Source organism: Spiroplasma endosymbiont of Agriotes lineatus, from assembly GCF_964019485.1.
In the GTDB taxonomy this organism is placed as follows: domain Bacteria; phylum Bacillota_I; class Bacilli_A; order Mycoplasmatales; family Nriv7; genus Nriv7.
Window position 1 is genome coordinate 750,903 of record NZ_OZ026448.1, and the last position, 12,589, is coordinate 763,491.

Genomic DNA, 12,589 nt, shown 5'->3' on the forward strand with positions numbered 1-12,589 from the left:
TTAAATCATTGTTTTATTTTATTAATAAATTTGGTTCTTAACTAAAGGCTTCTTGTTCAATATCACTTGCTTCAACATTTAATAACATTCGCTTATTTAGTATCAACGGAAAACAAACATGTTCCGGTTGGTGAACTAGCAATTGTTGATTTTTGATATTCATTTAACCTACCACCAGCTGAAATTAAATTATCATAATCTTGTAAATCATTTGGTGCTAAATGATAAAAAAATTGATATAAATAGTTGTTAATTATTCCTTGGACTTGTATTTTAATATTTGTATTTCCCATAAAGTCATTTATGTTTTGTGTCATAATATACAATATTTCGTTATATTTTCAAATTCATTTTGTCATTTCAAACAAAACTTTATGCGTATGTTATATTTAAACGACCATTAATAATCCCGGATAATGCTTTAACATACTTACCAAAAATAATACTAATAGCATTACTTTGTTTAATTATTCCTTGTTGTTTTAACTTACAAATCTTTTCAATATTAACTTGTTTAATATCTTTAATAATAATTTTAATCTTTGTCTTTGTTGCTTGTGATTCAATAATATTATTAATTGTCCCTAAATAATCAATAAAAACATCTGCTTTAAAAGGAATTAATTTTTGTAATTGTTTTTTTGTTAAATTTTTATTTTTTAAAAATATCATATTTATTAAGCAAGCAATTATAAAAACTAATAATATTAACCCTAAATCTAACAGCATCATTTGTCATAATTCCATCGCTTCTCTTCCTTTTATTTAATTATGGATAAATGTTTTTTGAATTTGTTTAATCATTATTAAATCATTAACATCAGTTACTAAAATTTTAATTTTATTAGCAATTAAATTAATAATTAAATTATCACTATTAAAATCATGTTTTTGACTATCAATTACTAAAAAAACATCTTTCATATTTCCTTTAATAGTAATCATGTGGGTATTGTCTAAAATTAATGATGCCTTTAAAGAATTATGTTTACTATGAAAAACAGGAGCAATTTCTAAGAATTCCATTAAATTTTTTTCACTTAAAATAACTGCTCCATTAATACTTTTAATATAGCCTGTTGAACCGGTTTTAGTGGCCAAAACAAATCCTGAACTTTGACAATTTTGTAATAATTGATTATTAATATAAACTGTAAAAAATATTGTTTTTGCAATACTAATTAATTTAATCTCATTAAGACTATAAAAATTTTTATTATTAATAGTTATTTTTAAAGCATCAAGAGATTTTGTTTTCAAAATATTATTTTTTAAATTAGTAATTAACTTATCAATTTCATTAACTTGATAAAGAGCATTAAAACCAATATTTCCGGTATTAATAGTTATAAAATGAATATTATCAATATTTTCATTAAAACGATTAATCGCCGATAAAAAAGTTCCATCACCACCAATAGTAAATACTATTTCTGGATTTTGTTCATCAAATATCATCTTTAATACTAATAATTTACTAGATAAGTCTTTGGCAGCATCAATTGATTCATCGGACTTGTTAGTAATAATTGTAAATCTCTTTTGTTGCATTAATTACACCTCATAATATAATTCTATCAATAAAGTAATAATATCATAAATTAAGAATCCATGGACACATAAAGTTTTGTTAGGTGAGTAAACATTTTAATAAGTATTAAGACAGTCAACAATGATTGTCTTTTTATTTTATAAGATGTTAAAATTTGTTCTTTGAAAATTAAATACAAGTGAATTAATAATGTTAGTATATATTAAAACATGATAAATTGTGGGTGGTCGCCATAACCAAAAGAAGTTTACCAATTAATAGATAACATCCTATTAGCTATAGCAATTTGTTTCGTTTTGCAATAAAAAAATGAATGGGTGAATTTCCTAAAAATATACACGCTATTAAATTAGTTCCAAGGGCGGGATGCGGACATTAAAGTGTAGAAATTTCTATATAGGGAGATACTAAGTTTAAAATTATTAAAATCTTTATCTAATTAAAAAACAAAATTTAATAACAAAGCTTTTTAAACACTTAAATCTGCGATATATAAGTGTTTAAAAAACTAAGTTAGTTAACTAAGTTAATATAACTTAGTTTATCTATAATAAGAAAGGTAATTTAATATGAAAAACATTGAAAACATTTTCTTAAATACTAAAAAATATCTTTTAAAAGAAACACAAAACGCAATGCTTATTAAAGCGCCAAAAATTCCGTGATTTAATGAACAAATCGGTGTTTGGTTTCCAAAACGATTTGTTTATAAAGGAAAATATTAAAATTCTATTTGCATCGGAATAATAAAAGATAATAAATATCAAGTAATTTCAATTAATCAAAAAGAAAATGAAACCAAATTAATTAAGGGACAAGAATTATTAGGTTTTTTCATTGCCGAAAAAGAAAACAACGAAAAAGATATAAATTATAACTATTTTAAAGGAGTTTAAAAATGAATATTGCGATTGGAATAATATTTATTATCATTTGCATAATGCTATTGGCATATTTTGCTTATAAAATTTATGCCAAAATAAAAATGCGAATTAAATATAAAAATGCCATTAAAAATAATACTGGTAATTTCACAAAAGACGAAAAGGTATTTATTGCCCGCTTTAAAAAATGAGTTAAAACTCCTAATTCAAAAGAAAATAATGAAAATAAAAAATAATGTTTTGAGAAATTATTATGGAATTCTTAAAACTGTTTGTTCCGATAGAAAAAATGCCTACACAAGTTGCGTTTATTGCCGGTTTAATTATTATCATTACTTTTCTTTTCGCCTTAATTTCAATTATGTATTTACCAATAAAAATGATTTTCGGGAGATAAAAAATGACAGTAAATTTAAAAGAATTTAATTGAGAACAAATTAAACAAACTTTCTGAGATTTATTTATTCAAATTACAACTATTCCGGCTCATATTAGTGGTGGTAAAAAAATTGATTTAATCAAAGCAAAGCACCACTTTGATTTTTAATAGCAAACATTGCTTTTTGATTCTTAACAGCGATTATGGTGTGATTTATTCTAATGTTCCTTTGAAAAACTATATCAGTATTTAGATAGGGAAAAAATACAATCGTGTTAAGGTTAATCGTATTTTAACAAATTTAAAAAAACTTTGAATATAAATGATGAATGTTTTAAAAAAGAAAGAGGGTGATTATATGATCGGAACTTTTTTAACAGAAGCGCCCAGTAGTAACAAAAACAACAGCTAGTGACGCGATGACTAAATTATGAAATGCAATATAACAACGTTTACTAAAATGTGAGAAATTATTGCTGTTAATATGCCACAAGTCGGTAACTTCTTTGCTGACTACTGAATATTCATTTTTCCATTTATTTTGGCAATATTCTTTATTTGCTTTAAAATGTTTGAAAAATTACTTGGAGCAGTTCGCTAACAAAAAAATAAAGTGAGGTGCAAGATGAAATTTTGCAAATGAATAATAGAAAAAAATAATCATTTTATTGAATTAAATCGCACCTCATTTTTAATTTTATGACATTGCGGAGCAATTTGATACATTTACAACGGTTATTTTAAAAACATTGTAAGTTATTTATTTTTAGCAGGTTGTATTTTAATTTTCCTTTTTAAAATCAGTAATTTAACACAAATTAACAAAGTGATTAATTTTTTAAAAAATTCACCATTAAATATTGTTATTGGTTCATTAGGAACTGGAAAAACTGCTTTTCTAGCATACGCCTCAAAATTACTAAAAAAGAAGAAATATCATATCGCATCAACCTTCCCATTACTAGAAACCCAAAAATTAAGTTTAGGACATATGGGATTATTAGACTTTGATTATCCGGTATTGCCAGACAAAACCTTACTTTTGTGAGATGAAACCAATTTATTTTTAGAAGGAACTGATTAAGAAAAAAATAATACCAAAAACGAAGAAAGCGGTATCCAAGAGTATTTTGCTCTGGCGCGGCATTTTGGTCATATTGTTCTCGCCAGTGGTCAAAAGAGATAAACATATTTGAGTTAAAGTTCGTGATATTGCCAATAATGTGATTGTGGGAATTCGTAAAAAACCCGCTAATATTTTTCGCCCCTACTTAAAAGTTGTCTATGGTACTGTTACGAACATTGAAGAATATGAACGCTGACAAAACACCTTAATTGATGCTAAAAATAGTAAAAAGGGTCGTCGCATTAAATATCGTGATATTACTGAACTTGATATTTATTTTTTTAAACTAAAAATTCCTCTACCAATACTTAACACTTACAATTCTTTTTACCTAGCATTTTTAAGAGATTACTTAAATGCAAAAGTAAATCCCGGCTATGAAGACAAATACTATACTGACACCGCAATTGATTTAGAAGACTTGGAATACTTAAAAATGGATAAATTTAGCAAATTTTTAAGAAAAATGAAAGAAAAGGAATAATAAAAAATGGCAAATCTTGCAAAAATGGCGGAATTTCTCGCTCAAGTGCTTTATAAGGTTAAGGTCTTACCTATTATAATCAATTAAATATTTAAAATCATTAAATCCGGAAATAGATAATGGTGAAATTAGAAAAATATTAGCTAGTTTTGGAATTAAACCGAATTAGCGATACAATCACTTAATAAATTATCAGGGGGAACAAACTAAAGTTCAGTTAGTAGTTTCGTCTTTAGTTCCTTGTGGTTTATTAATTTTAGATGAACCAACTAATCATTTGGATGATTTAACTAAAAATTTATTATTAGAAGCAATTACTAATTATTCTGGGACAGTATTATTGACTAGTCATGATATTAATTTTAATATTTCTTGAGTTGATAAAACATTAAATTTTGTAGACTTTATGATAAAAAATGATAAAATGAGTTAAGTAAAATAATTTTTTTGAAATAATTAAAATTATGGAGGACAATAATGATTAAAAAAATACCATTAGTTGTTAATATTATCATCATTATATTGTTTTTATTAGAAGGGTGTAGGCCTTTTAATTTTTATGATTATCAATTATTTAATGATAATGATTCGTTAATTAATTATAATTGTGCTTTTGAGGGTAAGAATTTTAATCCTAAAATTGTAAGGTGAAACATAGAAGATATTTGACATCGTTGGAATTTAGATTTTGAATCACCATTTGTTGATGAAGATTTAAAATATATGAAATATTTATCAACTATTAATAGAAAGAAAAACGATATTGTTGAAAAACAAACGTTACAATCTTGTTATAATGAGATTTTAAAAGTTTCTAATAAAAGTGCAGAGCAATATAATAAGTATGAACAAAGTTCATTGTTGTTAAGAGATTATTATTCAAGTTATGATGATTTAGTAAGAAATCTTGAAAATACCGACTTAAGAGATGGACAAAAACCAATGCTTGATTTGAAACAATTGAAACAAAAAATTAATAATAATTCAAAGTATTTGTTAGCGATGTATAATTATTTAAGTAAATATTATGGTAAAAAAAATGTTGCTAAGTTATTAGTTGCCCTTTTGTTTACTGATAATTTTGATTTAAAGAATAATTCAGAACATATCTTAGGGACTACTATTTTAAATTTAAAATATGGTTATCAATTTATTGCTTTGCGACCAAATATTGTTGATGAAGATAATATTAAATTTCAATATTTTAGTGGACAATTTTCAACTAGTAATGTTGCTACTGGTGTTATTCATGAGTATGGTCATGCTTTAGAAAACTTGTTAAGTTTTTTTCCTGAGCAGTTGAATACTAATTTTTTACCAGATAAAACTAATGATAGTAATGAAATTCTTTTAAATAATTGATTTAAAAATGGGTTACAAAAATCTACTAATAAAAATCAAGCGGAATATAAAACGGGATGAAAATTAAAAAAAACAAAAATTAATGCACCGCAAGAATTTGTTCGTTTTATTGCTAGTAAATTTGGTTATCTTCCAAGTAAGATTAAATTTATTGATATAAATGACAAAACATATTTTCTTAATTCAGAAACAAAAATTAGTGCTTTAGTATCAAAATTATTTGTTGATAGTAAATATGGTAAGTTTAGTAGTTTAAGAGAACAGTTTGCGGAGTTATTTAGTCAGTGATTGTTACAACCGATTAATAATATGTCAAGTAATAAATTGTCGGTTCGCTGAACAATGCTAAATGAGTTTTTCTTGGAATATTTACCTAATAAGTATTATAAAATTATTGGAACAAAATTGATTAAGTAAGCGATAATGTTGTCGGCAACAAGATGGGTTAAAAAATACTTGGTAGTGTTAGTCTAAAGTTTGCCGGGGTGGAATGGCAACCCTTTTTAGGACACTTTTTATGTAGACTGCCATTTTCTAAATTCAACGGGTGTTAAATAATTTAAGCTGCCGTGAATTCGAATATTGTTGTATCAATTAACAAAATCAAATAGTTCTTATTTTAATTGTGTTAAATTTTCAAATTTTTTACCCTTAATAAATTCTGTTTTAAAGGTTTTGTAAGTTGTTGTTTCGACCACAGCATTATCATAAGCATAAGGACAACCTTTATTGTTTAATGATCTTTTAATATTAAAGGTTATTAAAATTTCATCAATGATTTTATTTTTGAACTCATTACCACGATCGGTATGAAATAAAATTATTTGCTTTAATAGCCGTGTTATCTTATGAAAAGCTTGTTGAACTAGTTCGGCGGTTTTGTTTGGCCCAGCATTATAGACGATTACTTCGCGATTAAACAAGTCAATTAATAAACAAATATAATGTCATTTTCCTCCAACTTGCACATATGTTAAATCACTAACAACAACTTCATTAAGTTTTTTGTCATTAAATTCACGATTTAAAACATTACTAATTCGGGAATTATTAGTTGTTGTTTTGTGATTACGATATTTTAATTTGGTGTATCTAGAGTATCTAGAAACCAAATTATTTTTGATCATAATGCATCTGATTTTTCGCCGCGATAAGATGATATCTTTTCTTATTAAAACAGCTTTAATTTTACGGACCCCATAAATTTTGCGACTTTTATTAAATGTATTGACAATTTCTTGTTCATAATTATTAACTTGCTTGTTAGTGCATTTATTAGGTTGATAATAATAATAATACGTTGATTTTGATAAACCCAAAATCTTACATATTTTCCTCACTGAATATTTGTTTTTGTTGTTATTAATTATTGTTATTTTTTGGCCATTATCAGTGCCGCTTGCTTTAAAATATCGTTTTCCATTCGTAATTGTTTTAATTCTTTTCGTAAGTAAATTAATTCATTTTCTTCATTACTTTGATATCTTTTGCTTTAAAAGAACCAGAATTATCGAATGATTTTATTCAATTATAAATAGCAGATTTTGAAATACCATATTCATTAATAATTTCAATAATGATTTTCCCACTTTGATACAGCACGACAATTTGTTTTTTAAATTCATCTGTATATGAATTTTTGCCCATTTTTATATTCCTACTTTCTTATATAATTTTATCTTATTTTGAAAGTCTACATAAATATGGTCCAACTTATTGTAACCTATTCAGAGAAAATCAGAATAATTAAATAAATATTTATTAAATAATTTTGCGAATTACTATTTTTGTTTTGTAATTTTGTGATTTTATGTTATTATCAAGATAATTAAAAAAGATAAATTTGTCTTTTCTTTAGTTAGTCTTATTTTAATAGATAAATATTTATTGAAATAAGAAATCACCGGCCGAATAATTTGTTCCATCATGAGCAAAGTGAATGACTATCAATACGGGCGACAAAAATGTGGTAAATAACAAATTATAAAAAATCACATCTATATATAGTATATAGATAGATGTGATAAAATGACGGCAGTAAGTAAAGTAGTTTGTTATTCTTACTCATTAAAATTTTATAAAGTGATACTAAGTTATTGTTCAGACAACTTAGTATCATGGAAACACTAGCGCAAGCTAGCGTTTCCACAGACAAGTTTAGCTTATTTTATAAGGGTATTTTTTTGACACTCTTGTAAAATATGTTATAAATTGGCTTGTGGAAATAGTGCTTTGACGTTATTTCCATTTTTATTAGAAAGGAAACAAATAAAATGAAAAAATTACTTAGTTTATTAACTATACCAACTATAGCAACGAGTATGCCTAATCCCCTGCTTGCCAAGGCACCGTTAGGACGAGCAAAACTAGATATTGACAAAACAACAACACAACTAATTAGAAATAAAAGACAAAACAATCAAGTTTATGATTTTGAAATCAAAAACTTACAAAAAGTGAAGTTTATAATTTCAAAACAAAAAAATAATATTACACGAGTTAACATATTAAAAGAGGATAACATTAATTTAAATGGGAAATTATCAGAATTAATAAATTTAGAAAACCTTAGTTTCTCACTTACACAAGAATTGCGAAATAATCAAGATAAACAAGAAAAAATTAGAAACTTAATAACAACATATGGAAAAAAAATACAAGAAAATAGCACCCATGAAACGTGAGTAATTAATAAAAAAACAATGATCAAAGCACAGGGCACAAATTTAAAATATTTCAAATATGGTAATTATAAAGTAAATTACCAATTAATCTCTACAAATAATTTAGAAATTGAAATTGAAAGAGATAGAGATAGTATCGACAATTTGGATTGAGTAAAACAACAAAGTAAGTTTAATTTGGTTGATAACAACAAGACAATGACTTGAACTCGCCCTGACTTAATTACGGTGAAAGGGGAGTTAAACATTGTCATTGCTAACCCGAACATTGATAAAGTTGTCTTTGACAATATCCAACAAAATCAAACAAATAAACAATGAAAAATCAATGTTAAACCAGAAACTAGCGAAAGAGAACATAATTTACAAGTAACTTTTGCTTTGAACGGAAAACAGTATACAAGCGAAATTATTGTTTCGATGTTGGCAAAAATAGAACCGACGCGGGCACCAGTTAAAAAACAGTTAAGCGAGTTAATCAAAAAACCAGATTTAGGAAATATCAGCGATAATAAAAATGACAATATTTTCTTAGCAGTAAACAAGATAAATAATGATATTATTGATGATTTTTCACAAATTGAATTTACAAAAAAAGATAATCATTCGGTAACTTTAACAGCAAAAAAAGACAGTAAAAGTTATCAAGGTTCAGTGGTAGTTAAATATAATGTTGTACCTTCGACAGTAGTTGATTTAAAAATTAACTTACAACCAACCGCAACAAGCGGAAGCGGGGTCGTGGTTGATAACGATTATTTGGCACAACTTGATAAAAATAGTATCACTAACCCAGTTAACAAATTTCACTATGCTAATAGTGAAAGTATTATCAAAATGATTAAATCAAACCCAAGCAGTGTGATAACGGGTGTGGTTTATGGTTGTGATGAGCAATGAAATAAAACACCACAACAGCGTACTATTGACCCGGTCACCGGCATTAAACTTGACGGAATTCAACTTAACACGGTTAAGGGTAAATATTTAATTGAGTTAAAAAATGAATTAAATCAAACTAGCACCATTTATTTACAAATTAACGGTGAAAAAGCAAAAAAAGAATATTGAAACACTGATAATGGTAAACATTTTGAACAGTGGGCAGAAGATAATGGATATAAAAATATCCGTGGTTCTAGTGCTAGTCAACTGAATAATTTGTTTGCGTTATCGAAAACTTGAAAACAAAGTTTAGCACATTTAAAACTGCAATTAGATAACTTTGTTGTTGATGACATTAAAAATGTTACGCAAGATGAAATTAATACCTATAAAACAAAACTACTAGATGATGTAAAATCACAAGTTGAAAAATATGTTCCCGATGTCATAGAAAACATCGATTATAAAGTTCTTGCTGATAATCTTGTTGCGGGTGATTGAACTACTAGCAAAGATGTCAAAGTTCAAGCGGTTAATAGTAGTACAAAACTGTTGAGTTTTACGGCTAAAACAATTCCAGTACAGCAAAAAGAACAACCAACCCTGCCAACACCAACTTTTGACCCGACACCCGACAATAAAAAAGTCGGGGATAGTAAACTGTGAATTATCGGCGTTGTTGTTGGTGTCTTGGCGGGGGTTGGCCTTGCGCCCTTGTTATTCCGCAAATTTATTTTTAATAAATATATTTTGCCGAAAATTTATGCTCGCCGTCAGCAAAAAGTAGTTGAGCAGTGAAAGCGCGACAACCACAACCGCGAAGAAGCCGAAGAGCAAGCACGAAAACAACAAGAACGCGAAGAAAAACAAAACAAACAAAATGACCAACGATAAAGTTGGTGATGAATAATGGTTAATTTGTTAGCGACAACCGGCATAAATGATTTACTTAACAAGATTTTAGGAATTGCAATGCCGGTGTTAGTTGCGGGGGGGCGGTTGTTTCGGCAATGATTATGATTGGTGTTTATGCCATTGGCGGTAAGTTTAACGCTGATAGTAATAACCGCCGTGCCCGTGTGTACGTAAAGAAACAATTAAAAAGTGATGTGAGTTTTAATTTGCTTATTGATTGTTATTGTTATCCTTGCTAGTACGATTGTCTTGGCATTTAAAGACACTATCGCCCCAATTATAAGTTAGGTGGTGGAAATTATGTTGTTGCGAAAACAAAAACAAGATAATTTAGTGGTTGTAACGGGATTGTACAATTAACTGTGTCTCTAAGTAATTAACTTAAATTCACTCTGCTCTGTCCTCAAATTTTATCATTAAATGTGAAATTGCACTACCCCAATTTTGAATTGGCATTGTTCATTTCTTAACCATATTTTGAAATGCTAAATAAAATATTTTAAAAACTGATGCGTTATTAGGAAAAATCTTTTTATTTTTAATTACTTTTCTTGGTTGACTATTAACAGACTTTATTGTATTAATTGTATAAATAATTCTTCTAAATTCTTGAGGATATTCAAGAAAAATTATTAAATTATCTCAGTTATTTTTTCATGATTTAGCAATTTGGGGATATTTTTTATCTCACTTTTCAGAAAAATGAACTAAAGCAACTAACGCTATTTCTTCATTAATTGCTGTATAAATTGATTTTAAATCATTAGCTACAAGTTTGCGATCTTTGTAAGGAACAAATTTTAAACTATTACGAATTTGATGAACAATAATCCTTTATCATTATGAATTGTCATCAAACTAACTTTATCTTGATCAACAGAATTTTCATCTTGGTCAAAATATAAACTAACTTCTTGTAAATAATGTTGTAATAATTATATTCCTTGTAATGAATCAGAATTTTGCAAATCATAATTTTCCATATGATTAAATAATTCTTTAACATTTTCTAAGCGTTCTTCTTCAAAACCATCTACTAATTGTTGTAAGTAAGTACCATTATTTAAAAAATCTTGAACTAAAAAAGTTATTTTTTCATATGACTTTAGTTTTTCTTTTCAAACTTTTAAATATGTAACTAATTTAACTATTGATGGTTTTAAACTAGCAATATTTACCATTAAATATTTTAAAAGCGATTGTTCGCTATTTTTTGATTGTTCAATTAAATTATTAATTGTTGTTATTCCCGCGCCTTTAATTAAATTCAAAATTCGTATTATTGATAATTTATCACCATAAACTAAAGTTTTTAAGTAAGCCAAAACATTCTTAATTTCTTTTATTTCAAAAAACTTAAAAGCACCATAAATACGATAATTAATATGATTATTAATTAATGCCCCTTCTAAATGGCGAAAAAGATGATTAGCACGGTAAAGAATTAAAATATTTTTTAATAAAATATTTTTTTCAACCAACTTTTTAATTTCTTTAATTACCCAATTAGCCTCGTGAATGCTAATATTACCACAATATAGTTTTATCCTGTTACCGCGGTTATTCATTGTAAATAAATCTTTAACAATTCGTTAATAATTGTGAATAATAATAATATTTGCAACATCTAAAATATTTTGTATTGAACGATAATTTTGATTAAGAATAAAAGTTTTTGCATTAGGAAAATAGTTATTAAAATCTAAAATTAATCTTGCTTTTGCCCCCCGAAAAGAATAAATTGTTTGGTCAGCAGGGTCGCCAACAACAGTAATATTTGATGGATTTTTACTAAATAATTAATTAATTGAAACTGTAATTCATTATTATCTTAAAATTCATCAACCAAAACACAAGAAAATCGTTTTTGTTACTTTTATAGTACTCCTGAATGCTGAGAAAATAATTTCAAAATTAATATTAATAAATCATCAAAATCAACCATATTATTTTTAGACAAATATTGTAAATAAATCTTATAGATTTATAATCATTGTTGCTTATATTCATAATAAAAGGCGTTGTTAATAACATCACAATAAGATAATTGATTATTCTTTCAAAAAGAAATCATACTACTAACTTTCTTAATTTTATTATTATCAAAGTTATATTGCTTATTTTTAGTAATATTTTTTAAAATATTGATTTTATCAACAGTATCAATGATAATAAAATCTTTTGTATATCCTAAAACCATAATATCTCTTCTTAAAACCCTAACACAAAAAGCGTGATATGTATGGATTCATATATATTTAGATTCGTCATTACCAACTAATTCATTTAATCGAATTTTCATTTCATTAGTTGCCTTA

The 12,589-nt window shown here is 26.2% G+C and carries 16 protein-coding genes and 3 pseudogenes; 11 read left to right on the forward strand and 8 right to left on the reverse strand.

All coding sequences use genetic code 4. The annotated features are described in order from the left end of the window. Positions 1-92: 92 nt before the first annotated feature. Genes AACK93_RS04820 through AACK93_RS04830 form a run of 3 tightly spaced genes read right to left on the reverse strand, consistent with a single transcriptional unit; the run spans position 93 to position 1,551 of the window. A complete protein-coding gene (locus AACK93_RS04820) occupies positions 93-359 on the reverse strand; it encodes a hypothetical protein (RefSeq protein ID WP_339023952.1) in 267 nt (88 codons plus the stop codon). A 13-nt stretch (positions 360-372) separates the two neighbouring features. Beyond that, entirely contained in the window at positions 373-747 is a 375-nt protein-coding gene (locus AACK93_RS04825) for a hypothetical protein (RefSeq protein ID WP_339023953.1), read from the reverse strand. Between the two features lie 18 nt (positions 748-765). After that, a complete protein-coding gene (locus AACK93_RS04830) occupies positions 766-1,551 on the reverse strand; it encodes an NAD(+)/NADH kinase (RefSeq protein WP_339023954.1) in 786 nt (261 codons plus the stop codon). Between the two features lie 570 nt (positions 1,552-2,121). On the opposite strand from AACK93_RS04830, the gene AACK93_RS04835 reads away from it, so the two are divergent. From AACK93_RS04835 to AACK93_RS04875, 9 genes are all read left to right on the forward strand, one after another. Further along, positions 2,122-2,277: a hypothetical protein gene (locus AACK93_RS04835; RefSeq protein ID WP_339023955.1), complete on the forward strand. Its 156-nt coding sequence runs from the start codon at positions 2,122-2,124 to the stop codon at positions 2,275-2,277. Positions 2,278-2,450: 173 nt separating this feature from the next. After that, a complete protein-coding gene (locus AACK93_RS04840; protein WP_339023956.1) occupies positions 2,451-2,672 on the forward strand; it encodes a hypothetical protein in 222 nt (73 codons plus the stop codon). Beyond that, positions 2,672-2,833, forward strand: coding sequence for a hypothetical protein (locus AACK93_RS04845; RefSeq protein WP_339023957.1), 162 nt, complete (start codon positions 2,672-2,674; stop codon positions 2,831-2,833). The genes AACK93_RS04840 and AACK93_RS04845 overlap by 1 nt, the downstream gene beginning before the upstream one ends. A gap of 3 nt (positions 2,834-2,836) precedes the next feature. After that, positions 2,837-2,983, forward strand: a complete 147-nt coding sequence (locus AACK93_RS04850) for a hypothetical protein (protein WP_339023958.1) — start codon at positions 2,837-2,839, stop codon at positions 2,981-2,983. A 262-nt stretch (positions 2,984-3,245) separates the two neighbouring features. Further along, a complete protein-coding gene (locus AACK93_RS04855) occupies positions 3,246-3,416 on the forward strand; it encodes a hypothetical protein (protein WP_339023917.1) in 171 nt (56 codons plus the stop codon). A gap of 24 nt (positions 3,417-3,440) precedes the next feature. Then, positions 3,441-3,899 carry a hypothetical protein gene (locus AACK93_RS04860; protein WP_339023959.1) on the forward strand — a complete coding sequence of 153 codons (459 nt, stop codon included), beginning with the start codon at positions 3,441-3,443 and terminating at the stop codon, positions 3,897-3,899. Between the two features lie 85 nt (positions 3,900-3,984). Further along, positions 3,985-4,425: a hypothetical protein gene (locus tag AACK93_RS04865; RefSeq protein WP_339023960.1), complete on the forward strand. Its 441-nt coding sequence runs from the start codon at positions 3,985-3,987 to the stop codon at positions 4,423-4,425. Between the two features lie 277 nt (positions 4,426-4,702). After that, the gene (locus AACK93_RS04870) at positions 4,703-4,858 is read left to right on the forward strand and encodes a hypothetical protein (RefSeq protein ID WP_339023961.1); all 156 of its coding nucleotides are present in this window, start codon (positions 4,703-4,705) and stop codon (positions 4,856-4,858) included. A gap of 44 nt (positions 4,859-4,902) precedes the next feature. Then, positions 4,903-6,204, forward strand: a complete 1,302-nt coding sequence (locus tag AACK93_RS04875; protein WP_339023962.1) for a hypothetical protein — start codon at positions 4,903-4,905, stop codon at positions 6,202-6,204. Positions 6,205-6,302: 98 nt separating this feature from the next. Here the strand turns inward: AACK93_RS04875 and AACK93_RS04880 are convergent. After that, positions 6,303-7,434 (reverse strand): annotated as a pseudogene (locus AACK93_RS04880) (IS3 family transposase). A gap of 626 nt (positions 7,435-8,060) precedes the next feature. Between AACK93_RS04880 and AACK93_RS04885 the strand changes: the two are divergent. Together AACK93_RS04885 and AACK93_RS04890 are read left to right on the forward strand one after the other, a co-directional pair. Beyond that, a complete protein-coding gene (locus tag AACK93_RS04885; protein WP_339023963.1) occupies positions 8,061-10,250 on the forward strand; it encodes an adhesin in 2,190 nt (729 codons plus the stop codon). Positions 10,251-10,274: 24 nt separating this feature from the next. Continuing rightward, on the forward strand, positions 10,275-10,445 hold the full coding sequence (locus AACK93_RS04890) for a hypothetical protein (protein WP_339023964.1): 171 nt from the start codon (positions 10,275-10,277) through the stop codon (positions 10,443-10,445). A 207-nt stretch (positions 10,446-10,652) separates the two neighbouring features. Here AACK93_RS04890 and AACK93_RS08140 read toward each other — a convergent pair. The 4 genes and pseudogenes from AACK93_RS08140 to AACK93_RS04900 form a co-directional block, all read right to left on the reverse strand. Further along, positions 10,653-11,099: pseudogene (locus AACK93_RS08140) on the reverse strand (transposase); the annotation flags it as partial. A 107-nt stretch (positions 11,100-11,206) separates the two neighbouring features. After that, on the reverse strand, positions 11,207-11,839 hold the full coding sequence (locus AACK93_RS04895) for a 3'-5' exonuclease (protein ID WP_339023965.1): 633 nt from the start codon (positions 11,837-11,839) through the stop codon (positions 11,207-11,209). Between the two features lie 24 nt (positions 11,840-11,863). After that, entirely contained in the window at positions 11,864-12,070 is a 207-nt protein-coding gene (locus AACK93_RS08145) for a UvrD-helicase domain-containing protein (protein WP_422398188.1), read from the reverse strand. A gap of 77 nt (positions 12,071-12,147) precedes the next feature. Next, positions 12,148-12,573: pseudogene (locus tag AACK93_RS04900) on the reverse strand (UvrD-helicase domain-containing protein). Positions 12,574-12,589 lie beyond the last annotated feature (16 nt).